Raw genomic sequence first — 19,421 nt, 5'->3', positions numbered from 1 at the left:
TGTGCCCACCGATCGCGCGAGCATGGAAGGCCGTCCGTGTACCTGAAGAGCCTGACCCTCAGGGGGTTCAAGTCCTTCGCGCAACCGACGACCTTCGCACTCGAGCCGGGCGTGACCTGCATCGTGGGTCCCAACGGCTCGGGCAAGTCGAACGTCGTGGACGCCCTCGCGTGGGTGATGGGGGAGCAGGGCGCCAAGACGCTCCGCGGCGGCAAGATGGAGGACGTCATCTTCGCCGGCACCTCGACGCGGGGACCGCTCGGCCGCGCGCAGGTCACCCTGACGATCGACAACAGCGACGGCGTGCTCCCGATCGAGTACGCGGAGGTCACGATCTCGCGGACCCTGTTCCGGAACGGCGGGAGCGAGTACGCCATCAACGGCGAGAACTGTCGCCTGCTCGACGTCCAAGAACTCCTGTCGGACACGGGGCTCGGCCGCGAGATGCACGTCATCGTCGGGCAGGGACAGCTCGACAAGGTGCTCCACGCGACGCCGGAGGACCGACGCGGCTTCATCGAGGAGGCCGCCGGCATCCTCAAGCACCGTCGGCGCAAGGAGAAGACGCTCCGCAAGCTCGACGCGATGCAGGCGAACCTCACCCGGTTGTCCGACCTCGCCGGCGAGATCCGGCGTCAGCTGAAGCCGCTGGGACGGCAGGCCGAGGTCGCGCGCAAGGCGCAGTCCGTGGCGGCGGTCGCCCGGGACGCGCGGGCCAGGATCCTCGCGGACGACGTCGTCCGGCTGCGGCGGGAGCTCGCCGAGCACCTCGCGGTCGAGGCCGGCCGGAAGAGCGAGCGCATCGTGCTCCAGGAGCGGCTCGACCAGGCGCGCATCCGACAGCAGCACGTCGAGCAGACGATGGTGGGTGACGACGTCGACCGGGCGCGGACGGTGCTCCACGGCCTCGAGAGCGTGCAGGAGCGACTGCGGGGGCTGTCGACCCTCGCGAACCAGCGCCTCCTGCTGCTCGCCCAACAGGCGGACGTGCCCGCCCAGGGCCCCACCGTCACCCCGTCGATGGTCGCGGACGCGCGGGACGAGGCCGAGCGTCTCGAGGCGAACGCCGAGGACCTCCAGGGCGCGCTGGCGTCGGCGGCCGAGCGCGTGGCCCGGGCGCGTGCGTCGCTCGACGCCCTCGACGAGGAGATCGCGGCGCAGAGCGCACTCGTGTCGCAGCACGACCTGGACGCCCAGCGCCTCGGCAACCGCGTCGACGTGGCACGGCAGCGGCTCGCCTCCGCCACGGCCGACCGTGCCCGTCGGGAGCGGGCGCTCGCCGAGGCCGAGGAGCGTGCCGGACGCGCCGAACAGGAGCTCGCCGGGATCGCCCGCGACCCGGGACTGGACGCGGACGAGGACGACCTGGCGCAGCTGCTCACGGACGCCCGGGCGGCGCTCGAGGGCGCCCAGTCGCGACGGGACGAGGCGCGGGAGCGGCTGCATCGGCTCGAGCGCGAGCGTGACGCCCTCGCCGCACGCGTGACCGCGCTCGGGCTGTCGCTCGACGTCCGCGACGGCTCACAGGCGCTCATCGACGCCGGGCGCGCCGGGGTGCTCGGCCGACTCGCCGACCACATCCGGGTCGCCGCCGGGTACGAGGCCGCGGTCGCGGCCGCCCTCGGCGGACTCGCCGACGCGGTGCTCGCCGCCACCCGGTCCGCCGCGCTCGACGCCGTGACCGCCGCACGGACGAACGACATCGGTCGCATCGACGTCGTCGTCGCCGACGCGCCGGGCACGGGATCGCACCTGCCCCCGGCCCTCCCGTCCGGCGTCCGTCCGGCACTCGAGGTGGTCGACGGGCCTCCCGCGATCGTGGCGCTGCTCGCGGACACCGTCGTCGTCGAGCCGGGCGCGGACCCGGCCACGGCCGACCTGGAGGCCCTGCTCGCCGCCGTCCCGCAGGCGACGGTCGTCACCGCCGCGGGTGACGTCGTCCGCGCGGTCCTCGTGACGGGCGGCGGGGAACGCGCGACGTCGCGGCTCGAACTCGTGGCCGAGCGGGACACGGCCGCGAGCCGGCACGTCGAGGTCGTCGCGGCCGCCGACGCGGCGGGCACCGACCTCCGAGCTGCGCGTGACGCCGTGGACGCGGCACGCGCCACGGCGGACGAGGCCGACCGCACCCTCCGCGCCCACGTGGCCGCGAAGGCGGCGTTCGACCGGGCGTCGGCGACCGCGCGCACCCGCGCGGAGAACGCGCGAGGCGAGGCCGACCGGCTCCGCGCCGCGCTCGCCGAGACCGCGGGCGCCGTCGAACAGGCGGAGCAGGCGCTCGCCGTCGCAGACCAGGAGCACGCCGCCTTCCTCGCCGCACCACGGCCGATCCTCGACGCGTCCGCGCGTGACGACCTCCTCGACGACCTCGAGGCCGCGCGGAGCGACGAGATCGACCAGCGCATCCAGGTCGAGACCATCCGCGAGCGGGCGCGCGCCGAACGGGCGCGGGGCGCGGCGTTGGAGCGGCAGCTGGCCGCGGAGCGCGCGGCCGCCGACGAACAAGCGCGCCTCGCGGTGATCCGTCGCCGGCAGATCGAGGCCGCCGAGGGGGTCATCGCCGACCTCCCCGCGGTCCTGGACGCCGTCGATCGCTCCGTGGCTGAGGCCCGCGTCCGGCTGACCGCCGCCGAGGCCGACCGTGCGCGGCGGAACACGGAGCTCCAGACCCTGCGGGCCGAGGAGCAGTCCCTCCGCGACCGGCTGCAGTCGGTCACCGACGGCCTCCACGGGCTCGAGATGGAGATCTACGAGAAGAAGCTGCACGTGTCATCGCTGCTCGAACGCGCCGGCAGCGAACTCGGCCTGGTCGAGCAGGTGCTCGTCGCCGAGTACGGCCCCGACGTCCCGGTCCCCGTGGACGTGCTCGTCGACCCCCGCGTGCGTGCGCGCCAGCACCGCGAGGCGATGCGCGCGGCGGGAGTCGACCGTGACGCGGATGTCGACGCCGACGCTGACCCCGCGACGCTCGATGCCGAGGTCTCCACACTGCCCGGCGGCCCCGCGCTCCCGGACCCGGACGCCGCGCCCCGCTCCGAGACCGAGGTCCCGACCGTGCCGTACGTGCGCGCGGAGCAGGAACGCCGGCTCCGCGACGCCGAACGGGACCTCGGACAGCTCGGCAAGGTGAACCCGCTCGCGCTCGAGGAGTTCCAGGCGCTCGAGCAGCGGCACCGGTTCCTCACCGAGCAGCTCGACGACCTGACGAGCACGCGGGGGGACCTCCTCACGATCATCGAGGAGCTCGACGGCAAGATGCAGGAGATCTTCCGCTCGGCGTTCGAGGACACCAAGCGGGCCTTCGACGAGGTGTTCCCGATCCTGTTCCCCGGCGGGACGGGCACGATCGAGCTCACCGATCCGGACGACATGCTCGCCACCGGCATCGACGTCGCCGTGCGCCCCGCGGGCAAGAAGATCGACCGGCTCACCCTGCTGTCCGGCGGCGAGCGCTCCCTCGCGGCGATCGCGCTGCTCGTCGCGATCTTCACGGCCCGGCCCAGCCCGTTCTACATCATGGACGAGGTCGAGGCCGCGCTCGACGACGCCAACCTCGGGCGACTCCTCACCGTGTTCGGACGCCTCCGGACCTCGTCGCAGCTCATCGTGATCACGCACCAGAAGCGGACGATGGAGATCGCCGACGCGCTGTACGGCGTCTCGATGCGGCAGGACGGCGTCAGCGCGGTCGTCGGGCAGCGCGTGCAGGACGCGGAGCGCGAGCGCGCCGCGAGCTGAGCGCCCCGATCAGCGGATCAGGCCTCGACGCGCTGGTCGTGATGGCCGTCGAGCGGTTCGCCGCGGCGGACCCGCCGCGCGGACACGACGAGGCTGACGATCGTCGCCACCGCGACGACGAGCACGATGAACGACAGCGAGAACCAGATCGGGATCTCCGGAGCCCACTCGATGTGGTGACCGCCGTTGACGAACGGGAGCTCGTTGACGTGCATGGCGTGGAACACGAGCTTCACGCCGATGAACCCGAGGATGACGGCGAGTCCCTGCCCGAGGTAGATGAGGCGCTCGAGGAGCCCGGAGATGAGGAAGTACAGCTGTCGCAGACCGAGCAACGAGAACGCGTTGGCGACGAAGACGATGTAGGCGTCCTGCGTCAGCCCGAAGATCGCGGGGATCGAGTCGAGGGCGAAGAGCACGTCCGTGAGGCCGAGCGCCACCATGACGAGCGCCATCGGCGTGAGGAGGCGACGGCCGTCGACCTTCGTGGTGACGCGGTCGCCGTCGTAGTCCTCCGAGGTCGGCAGGATGCGGCGCAGCACGCGGATCAGCCGCGACTCGCCGGCGCTCTCGTCCTCGTGCCCGCCGCGCGCCTGACTCCAGGCGAGCCAGAACAGCAGCGCGCCGAACAGGTAGAAGACCCACGAGAAGTTGTCGATGATGACGACGCCGAGGGCGATGAACACGCCGCGTGCGATGAGCGCGATCGCGATGCCGACGAGGAGGACCTTCTGCTGGTACGCGCGCGGGACCTTGAACGCGGTCATGATGATGAGGAACACGAAGAGGTTGTCGATGCTCAACGACTCCTCGGTGATCCACCCGGCGAAGAACTCGCCGCCCGCCTGGTGGCCGCCGAACGCCCAGACGCCGAGGCCGAAGAGGACCGCGATCCCGATGTACACGAGCGACCAGGTCGTCGACTCGCGGATGGTGGGCTCGTGCGCCTTGCGCACGTGCGAGAAGAAGTCGAAGACGAGGAGCGCGAGCACCAGCGCGATGGTGCCGAGCCAGACGGCGATGTGGACGTCCACGTGGATCCTCCAGTAGGGCCGTTCCCGGAATCGGGGACGACGACGACTGAAGGTCTCTTCCGCCGCCCGGACGAGCGGCCGATGGCACCGGGCCCGGATCGTCCCGGACCGTACTGACGGCACCACCGCGGGAGGAATACTCCCCTTCGTGGTGCCAGGCTACCGGTGATCGCGCGCGATCGGCCCGCTCTAAGCTGGGAGCATGGCGAGTTCCTGGTCCCTCTCGAGTCGGCTCCGCGGGTTGTTCCAACGGCGCACGATCGACGAGACGACCTGGGAGGACCTCGAGGCGGCGCTCATCGGTGCCGACTTCGGGCCGGACATCACCGAAGAGGTCGTCGACGACCTCCGTGCGCAGGTGGACCGGTACCAGACGACCGATCCGGCGGACCTGAACCGGATGCTGCGCGAGGTGCTCGAGGAGCGCCTGTCGAAGCTCGACACCACGCTGAAGCTGTCGAACCGCCCGGCCGTCGTGCTCGTCGTCGGTGTGAACGGCGTCGGCAAGACGACGACGATCGGCAAGTTCGCCAAGTTCCTCCGTACCTACGACCGCAGCGTGCTCGTGGGCGCCGCGGACACGTTCCGTGCCGCGGCGGTGGAGCAGGTCGCGACGTGGGCCCAGCGCGCCGGGGTCGAGGTCGTGCGACCGCAGCAGCCCGGACAGGACCCCGCGTCGGTGGCCTACCAGACCGTCGACCGGGCGATGCGCGAGGGGATCGAGATCGTCGTCATCGACACCGCCGGCCGCCTGCACACCAAGGCGGGTCTCATGGACGAGCTCTCGAAGATCAAGCGCGTCGTCGAGAAGCAGACGGAGATCGCCGAGGTGCTGCTCGTCCTCGACGCCACCACCGGGCAGAACGGCCTCGCGCAGGCGCAGGCGTTCATCGAGGGCGCGGGCGTCACCGGTCTCGTCATCACGAAGCTCGACGGCTCGGCGAAGGCCGGGTTCGTGCTCAGCGTGCAGGAGAAGACGGGGATCCCCATCAAGCTCATCGGCCAGGGCGAGGGCATCAACGACCTCACCGGGTTCACGCCCCACGTCTTCGTGCAGAACCTCGTCGGCTGACCGTTCGACGCCTGGACGGTGACCGTGCCCGGGTGTCCGAACGGGCGCCGGATCAGGCTCGGGCCGGCATCCGATCGACGAGGGCGTCCGGTCGGATCGGCAGGCGACGGACCCGCACGCCGGTCGCGTCCCAGACGGCGTTCGCCAGCGCCGCGGCAGCACCGACGATCCCGATCTCCCCGATCCCCTTGCCGCCGAGCGGCGTGAGGTCCTCGCCGGGTTCGTCGAGCCACTCGGCGTGGATCGACTCCACGTCCGCGTTCGTCGCGACGTGGTACGTGGCGAGGTCGTGGTTGCCGATGTCGCCCGCCACGGGGTCGATCTCGGCGTCCTCGTGCAGCGCCATGCCGATGCCCCACGTCATCCCACCGACGAGCTGCGCTCGGGCCGTGCGGGCGTTGTAGATGCGGCCCGCGGCGAACACGCCCACCATGCGGTCGACCCGTACCTCGCCGGAGTCCGTGTCCACGCGGACCTCGACGAACTGCGCGCCGTACGCGTGCCGCGACCGCTCCGCGAGGTGCTGCACGTTGTCGTCGGTCCGCTCCGTCACCGAGAGACCGGAGGACGGCACGACCGCTCCGCGCTCGAGTCGCTCTCGCAACGAGCGGCAGGTCTTGTCGACCGCCCATCCCCACGAGGTCGTCCCGAACGACCCCGCACCGAGCGCGGCCTGCGGGAGCGTCGAGTCGGCGATGTGCATGCGGATGCGGTCCACCCCGACCTCGAGGGCATCGGCTGCGACCTGCAGGAGCACGGTGCGGGACCCGGTCCCGATGTCCGAGGCGGCGACGCCGACGGTGAACGTCCCGTCCGCCTCGGCGGTGACGGTCGCTCCGCTCGGGACGACGCGAGCGGGGTAGTAGGCGGCGGCGACACCCGCGCCCACCAGCCACCGTCCGTCGCGTCGCATGCGCGGCTCGCGCCCACGGGCCTCCCACCCGAACAGCTCCGCCCCCCGGCGGAGGCACCCGACGAGGTTCCTGGTGCTGAACGCCGCCCCGTCGATCGGGTCGACGTCCGGCTCGTTCCGGAGGCGGAGCTCGACGGGATCGATGCCGAGCGCGGCGGCGAGCTCGTCCATCCCCGATTCGAGCGCGAAGCTCCCGGGTGCCTCTCCGGGAGCGCGCATGAAGCGGGGTGTCGGCACGTCGAGTGCGACGTACCGGTGCGAGGTGCGGCGGTTCGGTGCGGCGTACACGTGGCGGGTGCAGTCCGCCACCTGTTCGACGAACGTGCCGATCGTGGAGGTCTGGGTGCGGACGTCGTGACCGATCGCGGTGAGCGTGCCGTCCGGACGCGCTCCGAGGCGGATCCGGCTGGCGGTCGGCGTGCGGTAGCCACCGATCGAGAACACCATCTGCCGCGTGAACACGAGCTTCACACGACGGCCGGTGACGAGTGCGGCCATGGTGGCCAGGGGCAGATCGGGCTTCGGCGAGCCCTTCGAGCCGAACCCGCCGCCGACGTGCTCGGTGCGGAGCCGGACCGCGCTGTCGTCGATGCCGAACAGGTCGGCGACCACACCCGCGGCCAGGGACGGCCCCTGCGTCGCCTCGATGAGCTCGAGCCGGGCACCGGCAGCGGCGCGTGGTCGACCGTCCTCGTCCTGCTCGCGCGACGGGCCGACCCACCACGCGGTCGCGGCGTGCGGCTCGAGCGGGTTGTTGACCTGGGGTGGCGTGGTGTAGGTCGCGTCGAGGACGACGTCCGCGTCGGCGAGCGCGCGGTCGAGGTCGCCCTGGTCGGTGTCCGGCTCGAGGTCGCCGTTGATCGACTCCGGGGCGACGAACACCCCGGGGGCGTCGTCCGGACCGAAGGACGGTTCGTCGGGGAACACCGTGTCCGCCGGCTCAGCGTCGTAGGTCACCCGGAGCGCGGCCGCGGCCGCCCGCGCGGTCTCGAAGGTCTCCGCGATGACGAGCGCGACCGGTTCGCCCCGGTAGTGGACGCGGTCACTCTGCAGCACGAAGAGCTCGGTCGTCGGGACGGCGGTGAGCCGTGGTGCGTCGTCGGCCGCGATCACGGTGACGACCCCCGGCATGGCGAGCACCGCCTCCCGGTCGATCGCCACGACCCGGCCGCGTGCGATCGCGGCCTGCACGACCCACGCGTAGCAGGCGACGTCCTCGCCGCCGGTCTCGGCGGCGTACCGAGCCCGTCCGCGGACCTTGTCGGCGCCCTCGACCCTCGGGAGGGGCGCGCCGAGCACCGGTCCACGTCGCTGCTCGTCCACCGACTCCATGCGCACCGCCTCGTCCACGACCACCTGCGCGGCGATCTCGAACCCTTCTACTCCCGGACAGCTCGCGCCCGCGGGGCTAGCGTCGACGGTGGTCGGGCGGTCGCCCGGCCGTCGGCTCGACCCGGAGGCTCTCATGCGCTGGCTCCTCACCACCGCGATCATCGTCGGCATCGTCCTGCTGGTCGTCGGTCTGCTCGGCGCAGCCCTGCGCATCCTGCTCTGGATCGGGATCGTCGTGCTCGTGATCGCGGTGATCGGGTGGTTGGTGCGCCTCGTCACCGGTCGTCGCGCCTGACGACCGGCGCGCGCGCCCGCGGTGGGCGGGCCGGGAGGCACGGCACGGGTCCGGCGCGTAGAATCACGGGACCATGGCGCAATTCGGCACACTCTCCGATCGGCTCACCGAGACCTTCCGCAACCTCCGGTCCAAGGGTCGACTCACCCCGTCCGACGTCGACGGCACCGTCCGTGAGATCCGGCGTGCCCTGCTCGACGCCGACGTGGCGCTCGAGGTCGTCAAGTCGTTCACGGCGTCGGTCCGCGAACGCGCCTTGTCGGACGAGGTCAACAAGGCGCTGAACCCGGCCCAGCAGGTCGTCCAGATCGTCAACGAGGAACTCGTCGGGATCCTCGGCGGCCAGCAGCGCCGCCTCGAGTTCGCGAAGCGCCCGCCGACGGTCATCATGCTCGCGGGCCTCCAGGGCGCGGGCAAGACGACGCTGGCCGGCAAGCTCGGCAAGTGGCTCAAGAAGGACGGCCACACCCCGATGCTCGTCGCCGCGGACCTGCAGCGGCCGAACGCGGTCACGCAGCTCCAGGTGGTCGGCGAGCAGGCCGGCGTCGAGGTCTACGCGCCGGAACCGGGCAACGGTGTCGGGGACCCGGTCAAGGTCGCCAAGAACGCGATGAAGGTCGCGGTGGACCGGCAGTTCGACACCGTCATCGTCGACACCGCCGGGCGGCTCGGCGTCGACGCCGAGCTCATGAAGCAGGCGGCGAACATCCGCAAGGCCGTCGACCCGGACGAGGTCCTGTTCGTCATCGACGCGATGATCGGTCAGGACGCCGTGGCGACCGCGCGCGCCTTCCAAGAGGGCGTCGACTTCACCGGTGTCGTGTTGTCCAAGCTCGACGGCGACGCGCGCGGTGGTGCCGCGCTGTCGGTGGCCAGCATCACGGGCCGACCGATCATGTTCGCGTCCACGGGCGAGAACCTCGACGACTTCGAGCCGTTCCACCCCGACCGCATGGCCAGCCGCATCCTCGACCTCGGTGACGTCCTGTCGCTGATCGAGCAGGCGCAGCAGGCCTTCGACGAGGACGAAGCCCGCAAGGTCGCCGAGAAGATCGCGACCGACTCGTTCACGCTCGACGACTTCCTCAAGCAGATGCAGCAACTCCGCAAGGCGGGGTCGATCAAGAGCATGCTCGGCATGCTGCCCGGCGCGAAGGGCATGCGCGAGGCCCTCGACTCCTTCGACGAGCGCGAGATCGTCCGGACCGAGGCGATCATCCAGTCGATGACGCCGCAGGAGCGTGCGCTGCCGAAGATCCTCAACGGGTCCCGTCGCCTGCGGATCGCGCGCGGTGCCGGGTCGACCGTCACCGAGGTCAACCAGCTCGTGAACCGGTTCGAGCAGGCCGCGAAGATGATGAAGACGGTCGCCAAGGGTGGCGTCCCCCAGGTGCCCGGCATGGGCCCGGTTCCCGGTGCGTCCTACGCGGGCAAGCGGCAGCAGCCGAAGAAGAAGGGGTCCAAGGCGGGCAACCCGGCCAAGCGCGCTGCGCAGAACGCGGCCATCGCGTCCGGACCGCAGGCGCCGACGGCGCCGACCGGCGGTGGCTTCGGGCTCGGTGGTGCGAAGAACCCGAAGGCGCCCACCGAAGAGGAGATGGCCGCGCTCGGCAAGTTCCTGAACCGGTAGCGGCGGGACGGACGTGCGGTGCGCCTCCCGTCCGTCCCGTCGGTCGCGCGGTCACAGCACCGCGTCGATGCTCTCCCCGAGCTCGGTGACCAGGGACCGGACGACGGCCCGCATGTCGTCCTCGTGCTCTGCCGCGACGCGGAGCTGCCGCTGGTAGGACGCGCCCTCCTCGAGGACGCGGTCGAGCCCGTGGAGCTCCTCGAGGCACCCCAGGCGCTCGGCGACGGGCTCGAGTCGTACGACGAGGTCGCGGACGTCGTCGGACACGAGGCGCTCGTCACCGGCGGCGTCCACGATGATCTCCGCCTCCATCCCGTACCGGGCCGCACGCCACTTGTTCTCGCGCACGAACCAGGGCTGCATGGTGGGGAGGGTCTCCCCGGCGTCCAGCCGATCGGACGCCTCGGTCACCAGGCACTGCACGAGCGCGGCGACCGCGGCGAGTTCGTGCGCCGTGCTGATGCCGTCCGAGACGCGGTTCTCGAGCGTCCCCCACTTCGGCGACGGTCGGAGGTCCCAGCGCAACTCGGTGTGGTCGTCCACGACACCGGTGCGCACCATGTCGTCCACCATCTCCTCGTAGTTCGCCCACGCACCGAACTGCGGGGGGAGTCCCGCCGTCGGCAGCTGCTGGAACATGAGCGCACGGTTCGAGGCGTAGCCGGTGTCGACGCCGGCCCAGTAGGGACTGGACGCCGTCAGCGCCTGGAGGTGTGGCACGGACGCGAGCATCGCGTTGAGGATCGGCAGGGCCTTCTCGCGGTCGTCGATGCCGACGTGGACGTGCACGCCCCAGATGAGCATCTGGCGACCCCACCAGCGCGTGCGATCGATGAGGGTCGTGTACCGCTCACTGTCGGGCGTGACCTCCTGCTGGTCCCACTGCGCGAAGGGGTGCGTACCCGAGCACATCACGTCGGTGTCGAGCACGTCAGCGGCCGTGCGCACCGCGGTCACGATGCCGGCCAGGTCGCGGACCGCGTCGCGGACGGTGTCGTGGACGCCCGAGACGACCTCGACGGTGTTCGTCAGGAGCTCGTTCGTGACCCGGTCGTGTCCGAACCGCTCCCGCACCGCGAGGAGCACGTCGGGCGCCCGCGGCGTGAGGTCGCCCGTGGTGCGATCGACGAGCGGCAGCTCCCACTCGATCCCGATCGTGGACGGTCGTGACGACGTGAACGCGATGTCCATGCGCGGCCTTTCGGAGGCGGTCGGTGGGCCCGGGGACACGGCTCCGTCGCCGGCTCGGGACACGCGCCCGGGGTCGGGCGCCGGTTTGTCGGATCGGGTCCCATCCTGCCTCGTGCATTGTCGGACACGCACAACAACGGCTCCCGCGCGTCGTTCCCCCGGCGGTTTCGACCCGCGCTCGGCGAGGACTACGGTGGATCCGCTCCGCCACGGAATGAGGTACGCATGCAGCTGGTCGTCCGCGGGACATCCGCACCCCTCGTCGGGGAACTCGACATCCCCGTGTCCAAGTACCACGCGCATCGTGCGCTGGTCCTCGCGTCACTGGCGGAGGGCACCAGCGTCGTGTCGGGCATCAGCACGACGCGGCAGGTCGAGTGGACGGTCGGGACGCTGCGGGCGCTCGGCGTCGACATCGTGCGACGGGGCAACGACTACCTCGTGACGGGGCTCGGCGGTCGCTACGTCGCCACCGACGTCGTCGACCACGGCTCCCGCGGCGCCGACGGTCTGCTCAACATGGGCTCGTCCGGGACCACCCTCTACTTCATGACGGGCCTGGCCGCACTCGCCGACCGCCCGATGACGCTCACGGGCATGAAGTACTTCCAGCGGCGCCCGATCAAGGCGCTCCTGACCTCGCTCACGCAGATGGGCGTCGAACTCGAGGCGACGAACGACTGCCCGCCCATCACCGTGCAGCCCCGACGGCCGCGCGGTGGCGACGTCTCGATCGCCGGCACCCTGTCGCAGTGGGTCTCCGGACTGCTCCTGGTCGCCCCGTTCGCCGAGCAGGAGACCCGCATCCACATCACGGGCGGCCGCCTGAACGAGCAGCCCTACGTCGAGCTGACGGTCGCGATGATGCGCCAGTTCGGTCTGACCGTCGAGGTCTCGGACGACTGGCTCGAGTACCGCGTGCCGGCGAACCAGCGCGCGACGCCGCACGACTACGTCATCCCGCCGGACATCGGCTCGGCCGCGTTCGGGATCGCCGCCGCGGGCATCCGCGAATCGGACGTGCTCCTGCGTGGGATGACCTCGTTCCGGACCGCCGACACCGACCACCCCGAGAGCGAGTTCCTCGACCTCGCCACCGCGATGGGCGTCCCGATGCGCATCGACGAGGAGACCGGGTTCGTGCGCATCACGCACGACGGCTCGCCGCTCCGGCCACTCGACATCGACTGCCAACCGATCCCGGACCTCCTGCCCGTCCTGTCCACCATGGCGACCTTCGCCGAGGGCACGAGCCGCCTGTGGAACGTCGCGCACATCCGCCTCAAGGAGTCTGATCGCGTCGCCGCCATGCTGCAGCTGAACCGCATGGGCGGCCGCGCGGAGCAGGGCGCGGACGAGCTCCGCGTCACGGGGGTGCAGCAGCTCACGGGATCGCCGATGTCGTCGTTCAACGACCACCGCGTGCTCATGTCGCTCGCCGTCGCGGCGTCGAAGGCCGACGGCGTGTCCGCGCTCACCTACCCGAGGGCGTACCGCATCTCCTACCCGACGTTCCTCGAGGCGATGAACTCGGTCGGGCTCGACATGGAGGTCGGGGATGCCACCGCGGCGCTCGCCGCGGCCGACTCCGCCGAGGGCTTCGACCCCGAGGACGCCGCCGAGGACCTCGGCGCCGTCGCCGCCGAGGAGGCCGCGGTCCCGGCGGGGATCGACGCCGAGCCGCTCGTGCTCAGCGAGCGCGTCCGGGCACTCGCCGAGTCGGACCCCGACGGAGCCGCGGTGATCGAGGTCGGCGGACCGGCCGCGGTCACGACCACGTGGAAGCAGCTCCAGGACGAGGCGGACCAGGTGTCCGCGCTCCTGCTCGAGCTCGGCGTGCGCAAGGGCGAGTCGGTCGCGATGCAGCTGCCGAACTGGCGGGAGTTCGTCGCCATCACGCTCGGCGCGGTCCAGATCGGCGCCGTCGCGACCCCGATCATGCCGGTGTTCGGACCGCGTGAGACCACCATGACGCTCGCGCGGTCGCGTGCCCGCGTCGTGTTCCTGCCGAACGTGTTCCGCAAGCGCCGGCCCGCGATCGAGCTGCTCGACGTGGTGGACGAGGCCGCTGCGCAGAACCGTCGGCTCGCGGTCGAGCACGTCGTGGTCCTGCGGTCGGAGGCCCGCGGGCACCAGGACACCCCGACGAACCTGCCGCCGATGCCCGCTGACGCCATGGACCGCGTCGACGCCTCCGAGTGGAACTGGCGGTACTACGACACCGCGCTCGAGTCGGTCCAACCGGACACCGCGCAGATCCGCTCGATGTCGCCCGGTCCGGACGACATCTGCCAGCTGCTGTTCACCTCCGGGACCACGGGGGAGCCGAAGGGCGTCCAGCACCCGCACCGGACGCTGGGCCTGGCCACCGCGATGCACGTCGCGCAGACCGGCCTCGGTGCCCAGGACCGCATCTACATCCCGTCGCCGTTGGCACACCAGACCGGGTTCCTCTACGGCATGCTGCTGGCGTTCCGCCTCGGCGTCGCGCAGGTGATCCAGCCCGTCTGGGACGGCCGCGTGGCGCTCGACCAGGCGTTCGGAGCGGCCGGGGCGACGTTCGTGCAGTGCGCGACGCCGTTCCTGACCGACCTCGTCGACCTCGTCGAGGCCGGGGCCGAGCAGCCCGCGTCGTTGCGGATCTTCGTGCCCACGGGCGCCGCGGTCCCACGCGCGCTCGCGCAGCGCGCCGCGACGGTGCTCGGGAGCGCGATCCTCGGCGCCTTCGGCACGAGCGAGACCTGCCTCGGCGCGCTCTCGAGCCCGAGCGACGACCCGGCGGACGCATACGGGCACGACGGGCGCGCGTTGCCGGGCATCCGCCTGCGCATCGTCGACGACGAGGGCGCCGAGCTCCCGGTGGGGAGCGAGGGCAACTTCGAGCTGCACTCGCCGACGATGTTCGACGGGTACCTCGACCGCCCCGACCTCACCGACGACGTGTTCACCCCGGACGGGTGGTACCGCACCGGCGATCTCGCGCGGATCGACGACAAGGGGTTCCTCAGCATCACCGGCCGGGTGAAGGACGTCATCAACCGCGGCGGTGAGAAGATCCCCGTGGTCGAGATCGAGAACCTGCTGTACCAGCACCCCCTCGTCACGGACGTCGCGATCGTCGCGATGCCCGACGAGCGACTCGGGGAACGTGCCTGCGCGTTCGTGGTGTCGTCGCGTGACGACGAGACCCTCGACTTCGGTGCGATGCAGCAGTACCTCGAGCACGCCAACGTGTCGAAGTACTACTGGCCGGAGCGGCTCGAGTACATCGACGAACTGCCGCGGAACGCGGTGGGCAAGGTCCAGAAGAACGTCCTGCGCGAGCAGGCCGCGGCGCTCGTCGCCCAGAAGGAGAACTCATGACGCAGGTGACCGAGACCGTGGCCCCGTTCGACGAGGACGCGTTCCAGCAGCTCAAGGCCGAGGTGGACGCGTGGGTGCGCGGCCCCGGCGAGGACTACGCGAACGAGATCGAGCGCACCGGGCAGGTCCCCCCGCAGGTCCTCGTGGACCTGCGCGAGCGTGGGTGGCTGGGCCTGGCGGCGCCCGTCGAGCTCGGCGGTCGTGGGATCCCGTTCCCGCGCTACCTCGAGATCATGGAGATCATCTCGCGCTCCCACGGCTCGATCCGCATGCTCGTGCACGTCATCAACGGCACGTGGCGCGCCATGGCGCCGTACGCGACTCCGGAGCAGCTCGAAGAGGTCGTCAAGCCGTCGATCGCCGGTGACACGCTCGTGGCGTTCACGCTGACGGAGGCGACCGCGGGTACCGGTGCGGACATCCGCACGACCGTCCGGCGCGAGGGTGACACCTACGTCATGAACGGCGAGAAGCACCTCATCACGTTCGGCGTGAAGTGCGACTACTGGCTGCTGGCGGCGCGGCTCGAGGGGTCGACGGGCCAGGAGGGCACGGTCGCGTTCCTCATGCCGAACTCGGGTCTGCCGGGTGCCGAGGTGATCGACGACTCGGACACCATGGGCATCCGGGGCACCGACCACGCCATCCTCAAGTTCCACGACGTCCCGGTGCCGGTGTCCGCGCGCCTCGGCGAGGAGGGCCAGGGGCTCGAGGTCGCGCTCGGCGGGTTCCTCCTGCCGAGCCGCGTGTCGGTCGCGATGAGCGCCGTCGGTCTGGCCGAGCGTGCGAACGAACTGGCCGTCGAGTACGCGAACACCCGCGAGACCTTCGGCAAGAAGCTGAGCAGCCGACAGGCGATCCAGTTCTACCTCGCCGAGAACTACGCGGACATCGCGGCCGCGCGGGCCCTGGTGTACGAGGCCGCCCGCGCCTACGAGGAGGGCCGTCCCGACGCGGGAACGCTCTCGAGCGCGTCGAAGATGGTCGCCGTGGACATGCTCGCGCGGGTCACCGACAAGGCCCTGCAGGTGCACGGCGGATCCGGCTACTGGAAGCGCAACACGATCGAGCGCGTGTACCGCGACGCCCGTGCGCAGCGCTTCGAGGAGGGCACGAACGAGATCCAGAAGCTCGTGGTCGGCCGCGCGGTCGTCACCGGGCAGGCGCGATTCTGACATGACCTCGGTCGGGAGGCGCGGGGCGGGCCCGTCCCGTGCCTCCCGACCGTCAGCACCAGCGTGACCGTCCCACCCGCGTGACGTCCGCCCCACCCCCGACCGGCGCGCACGCGCCGGCACCAGCGAGACAAGGAACCCCCGTGGCCGACACCACCAGTGCACCCGTCGCCGTCATCACCGGCGCATCCCGCGGCATCGGCCGCCTGCTCGCGAAGAAGCTCGGCGCGCGCGGCGTCACCGTCGTCGTGACCTACAAGGGCAACGCCGACCTGGCCGAGGAGTCGCTCGCCGACGTCAAGGCCGCCGGTGGTGACGGCATCACCGCCCAGGTCGACATCGAGCAGCCCGAGTCCATCGACGCGCTCTTCGACGTCGTCCGCGACACCTACGGACGGCTCGACTACTTCGTGGCGAACGCGGCAGCCAGCGCGTTCAAGGCCGTCAAGGAGCTGAAGCTCCACCACCTCGACCGCAGCTACGCGACCAACGCGCGGTCGTTCGTGCTCGGCGCCCAGCGCGCGGCGGAGCTCATGGACGACGGCGGTCGGATCGTCGTCGTCACGTCCTACGGCTCGCTGCGGGCGTTCCCCACGTACGCCGCGCTCGGCGCCGCGAAGGCGATGACCGAGTCCTACATGAAGTACATGGCGGTCGAGTTCGGTCCGCGGCAGATCACCGTCAACGCGGTCAACGGCGGACTCATCGACACCGACTCGCTCGACTACTTCTACTCGAACGTCCCCGGTCAGGCCCCGATGCACACCGTGCTCGAGAAGCTGCCGCTGCAGCGGCCCGGCACCCCGGACGACATGGCGGACGCGGTCGACTTCCTGCTCTCGGACAAGGCGTCCTACATCACCGGACAGGTGCTGTCGGTCGACGGTGGGCTCACCGTCATCGCGCCGCCCTTCTGGTCGGACACGACGTCGCCGCTGCGCGACGCCGTCCTGCCGCAGTAGGACCCTCGCGCCCATGTCCGACCCGTCGACACCGCTGACGACCGCCGCACCGCTCGCCGTCACCACCACCCCGTGGTCGCTCGGTCCGATCACGTTGCCGCATCGTGTCGTGATGGGCAGCATGCACACCGGACTCGAGGTGCACGACGACGGTGGCGCCGGCATGGCCGCGTTCTACCGGGAGCGAGCCGCCGGGGGAGCGGCGCTGCTCATCACCGGCGGCATCGCGGTCAACGACGAGGCGCGCGGCGGCCCGGACTTCGCGGTGTTCGGGGTGGGGGACACCGACGACCGCTTCCGCACCGCCGTCGACGCCGTGCACGCGGAGGGCGGCGCCATCCTCGCCCAGCTCTTCCACGCTGGTCGCTACGCCCTGGTCGCCGGGCTCACGGACCGGAACGGTGCGCCGCAGCGCGCCGTCGCACCGTCGCCCCTGCCGTGGGCGGCCGCGCGCGGTGTCGTGCCCGAGGCGCTGACCCACGACGAGGTCCTCCGGACGATCGAGGACTTCGCCGACGCGGCCCGGGCCGCTCGGGACATCGGGTTCGACGGCGTCGAGATCATGGCGTCCGAGGGCTACCTCGTCAACCAGTTCTGCTCGCCGCTCACGAACCAGCGGGACGACGCATGGGGTGGCGACCCCGAGCGTCGGCGGCGGTTCGCCGTGGAGGTCGCACGCGCCGTCCGCAGCGCGGTACCGGACCTCGCGGTGACGATCCGCCTGTCCGGGGTCGACCTCATGCCGGGGTCGTCGTCGCCGGAGGACGTCGACGCACTCGTCCGCGACCTGCTGCCGACCGGGATCGACGGCATCAGCGTCGGGGTCGGCTGGCACGAGTCCCGGGTACCGACCGTGCAGGCCGCCGTGCCGCACGGTGTCTGGCTGTCGTACGTCGAACGCATCGCGCGCGTCGTGCGCTCCTCCGACCGCCCGGACGTCCGGGTGCTGGCGTCGAACCGCATGACCGACCTCCGCGACGTCGAGGCGGTCCTCGAACGCGGGCTCGTCGATGCGGTGGCCCTCGCCCGCCCGTTCCTCGCCGATCCGTCCATCGTCAGCACGAGCCTCCGCGGCCGGTTCGACCTGGTCACGACGTGCATCGGCTGCAACCAGGCGTGCCTCGACCGGTCGATCGTCGGTCAGCCGGTGTCGTGCCTCGTGAACCCGCGGGCCGCTCGTGAGGTCGCGTTCCCGGTCCGTCCGACCGCCGAGCCGAAGCGGATCGACGTCGTCGGCGGGGGACCGGCGGGTCTCGCGGCGGCCGTCGACGCGGCGCGTCGCGGGCACCGGGTGCGACTCTGGGAGCGCGCGGACGAGCTCGGCGGGCAGTTCGGGCTCGCCTCCCGCATCCCCGGGAAAGAGGACTACGCCGGTCCGGTCCGGTCCGCGCACGCGGAACTCGTCGAGCGCGGCGCGGAGGTCCTGCTCGGCCGGACCGCCACCGCCGCCGACCTCGCCGACAGCGACGGCGTCGTGCTCGCCTCCGGCGTCGTGCCCCGCACGGTGACGATCCCCGGAGCGGACCTGCCGCACGTCATCACGTACGAGCAGGCGCTCCGGCACGGCGTTCCCGCGGGCAGCGTGGCCGTGATCGGCGGCGGTGGGATCGGTGTCGACACGGCCGCGTTCCTCGTGGAGTCGCCCGACGAGTCACGTCGGGCCGCGGAGTTCGACGAGCGCTGGGGGCTCGACGGCTTCGACGGGCTCGTCGGTGACCTGCCGCAGCGCGAACCCGCCGCTGCCCGCACGCTCCGGCCGGGGCACGACGTGACCGTGCTCCGCCGCTCCGGCAAGTTCGGACAGGGTGTGGGGATCACCTCGCGCTGGGTCGCGCTCGGCCGCCTCCGGGACGCGGGGGTCCGCTTCATCGGAGGGGTGCGCGAGTACGTGGGGATCGAGCCCGGGGTGCTCCGGATCCTCGACGAGGACGGCACACCGGTCGCCGTGCCCGCGGACACGGTGGTGCTCTGCGCCGGGCAGGAGGCGTCGAGCGACCTGGCGTCGGAACTCGCGGCGACCGGGGTGCCGTTCGCGGTCGTCGGCGGTGCGCGGGACGCCCGTTCGGTGGACGCGGTCCGCGCGACCACGGAGGCGCTCGAAGCGGTCCGGCGGCTCGCTCCCTGACGCCCGATCGCGTGCCGGTTGGCGAGCCTCCCGGTCATCTGCAAGAATGAACGGTCGAGTCCTGCCCGCCCGACCCTCTATCAGGCGGTGCGCGACTTCCATCCGAGCTTTCGCCGCGTGTGCCCCCACGCCCACGGTCGGCAGTTCAACCACTCTGAACACGCAACAGGAGCAAACGTGGCTGTCAAGATCCGCCTCAAGCGCCTCGGGAAGATCCGAGCGCCGTACTACCGTGTCGTCGTCGCCGATTCGCGCACCAAGCGCGATGGTCGTGTCATCGAGGAGATCGGCAAGTACCACCCGACCGAGGAGCCCTCGGTCATCGACATCGACTCGGACCGCGCGCAGTACTGGCTCGGCGTCGGCGCGCAGCCGACCGAGCAGGTCGCCGCCCTCCTCAAGCTCACGGGTGACTGGGGCAAGTTCAAGGGCGACGCCTCGGCGACGAGCACCGTCAAGACCGCCGAGCCGAAGCAGGCCTTCGTCGCCGACGACAAGAAGAAGCCGGTCCTCAAGCCGAAGTCGGAGAAGCAGGCCCCGGCCGCTCCGGCCGCGGACGCCACCGACGAGACCGCCGCCGAGGCGTAGGTC

At 71.6% G+C, this 19,421-nt stretch carries 12 protein-coding genes; 9 read left to right on the top strand and 3 right to left on the bottom strand.

Annotation, left to right across the window (positions count from 1 at the left end; translation table 11 throughout):
- Positions 1 to 36 precede the first annotated feature (36 nt).
- A complete protein-coding gene (locus DEI88_RS09865) occupies positions 37 to 3,738 on the top strand; it encodes a chromosome segregation SMC family protein (protein ID WP_111071452.1) in 3,702 nt (1,233 codons plus the stop codon).
- Positions 3,739 to 3,755: 17 nt separating this feature from the next.
- On the opposite strand, the gene DEI88_RS09860 is transcribed toward DEI88_RS09865, so the two are convergent.
- A complete protein-coding gene (locus DEI88_RS09860; protein WP_111009299.1) occupies positions 3,756 to 4,772 on the bottom strand; it encodes a TerC family protein in 1,017 nt (338 codons plus the stop codon).
- Between the two features lie 202 nt (positions 4,773 to 4,974).
- Here DEI88_RS09860 and ftsY point away from each other — a divergent pair, with 202 nt between their 5' ends.
- Positions 4,975 to 5,844 carry a signal recognition particle-docking protein FtsY gene (gene ftsY, locus DEI88_RS09855; protein ID WP_111009298.1) on the top strand — a complete coding sequence of 290 codons (870 nt, stop codon included), beginning with the start codon at positions 4,975 to 4,977 and terminating at the stop codon, positions 5,842 to 5,844.
- A gap of 52 nt (positions 5,845 to 5,896) precedes the next feature.
- Here the strand turns inward: ftsY and DEI88_RS09850 are convergent, their stop codons facing one another.
- Positions 5,897 to 8,089 (bottom strand): xanthine dehydrogenase family protein molybdopterin-binding subunit, encoded by a 2,193-nt coding sequence (locus DEI88_RS09850; protein WP_111071573.1) that lies wholly within the window; start codon positions 8,087 to 8,089, stop codon positions 5,897 to 5,899.
- Between DEI88_RS09850 and DEI88_RS09845 the strand changes: the two genes are divergently transcribed.
- Both DEI88_RS09845 and ffh read left to right on the top strand, forming a co-directional pair.
- On the top strand, positions 8,088 to 8,384 hold the full coding sequence (locus tag DEI88_RS09845) for a PH domain-containing protein (RefSeq protein WP_146246015.1): 297 nt from the start codon (positions 8,088 to 8,090) through the stop codon (positions 8,382 to 8,384). The two genes, DEI88_RS09850 and DEI88_RS09845, sit on opposite strands and share 2 nt — an antisense overlap.
- A 73-nt stretch (positions 8,385 to 8,457) precedes the next feature.
- Positions 8,458 to 10,014 (top strand): signal recognition particle protein, encoded by a 1,557-nt coding sequence (gene ffh, locus DEI88_RS09840; RefSeq protein ID WP_111009296.1) that lies wholly within the window; start codon positions 8,458 to 8,460, stop codon positions 10,012 to 10,014.
- 51 nt (positions 10,015 to 10,065) lie between these two features.
- On the opposite strand, the gene DEI88_RS09835 is transcribed toward ffh, so the two are convergent.
- The gene (locus tag DEI88_RS09835) at positions 10,066 to 11,205 is read right to left on the bottom strand and encodes a glutamate--cysteine ligase (protein ID WP_111048870.1); all 1,140 of its coding nucleotides are present in this window, start codon (positions 11,203 to 11,205) and stop codon (positions 10,066 to 10,068) included.
- A 225-nt stretch (positions 11,206 to 11,430) separates the two neighbouring features.
- Between DEI88_RS09835 and aroA the strand changes: the two genes are divergently transcribed.
- From aroA to rpsP, 5 genes are all read left to right on the top strand, one after another.
- Complete coding sequence (gene aroA / locus DEI88_RS09830; protein ID WP_111071454.1) at positions 11,431 to 14,568, top strand: 3-phosphoshikimate 1-carboxyvinyltransferase; 3,138 nt, start codon at positions 11,431 to 11,433, stop codon at positions 14,566 to 14,568.
- Positions 14,565 to 15,743 carry an acyl-CoA dehydrogenase family protein gene (locus DEI88_RS09825; RefSeq protein ID WP_111009293.1) on the top strand — a complete coding sequence of 393 codons (1,179 nt, stop codon included), beginning with the start codon at positions 14,565 to 14,567 and terminating at the stop codon, positions 15,741 to 15,743. The genes aroA and DEI88_RS09825 overlap by 4 nt, the downstream gene beginning before the upstream one ends.
- Positions 15,744 to 15,886: 143 nt before the next feature.
- Positions 15,887 to 16,705, top strand: a complete 819-nt coding sequence (locus DEI88_RS09820) for an SDR family oxidoreductase (protein ID WP_111071455.1) — start codon at positions 15,887 to 15,889, stop codon at positions 16,703 to 16,705.
- A gap of 13 nt (positions 16,706 to 16,718) precedes the next feature.
- Complete coding sequence (locus DEI88_RS09815) at positions 16,719 to 18,830, top strand: oxidoreductase (RefSeq protein WP_111071456.1); 2,112 nt, start codon at positions 16,719 to 16,721, stop codon at positions 18,828 to 18,830.
- Between the two features lie 177 nt (positions 18,831 to 19,007).
- On the top strand, positions 19,008 to 19,418 hold the full coding sequence (gene rpsP / locus DEI88_RS09810; protein ID WP_111009290.1) for a 30S ribosomal protein S16: 411 nt from the start codon (positions 19,008 to 19,010) through the stop codon (positions 19,416 to 19,418).
- Positions 19,419 to 19,421: the final 3 nt, after the last annotated feature.

The organism is Curtobacterium sp. MCBD17_003 (genome assembly GCF_003234885.2).
GTDB lineage: Bacteria > Actinomycetota > Actinomycetes > Actinomycetales > Microbacteriaceae > Curtobacterium.
Note: the sequence above shows the minus strand (reverse complement) of the source record. Positions and strands in the feature narration are given on the sequence as shown.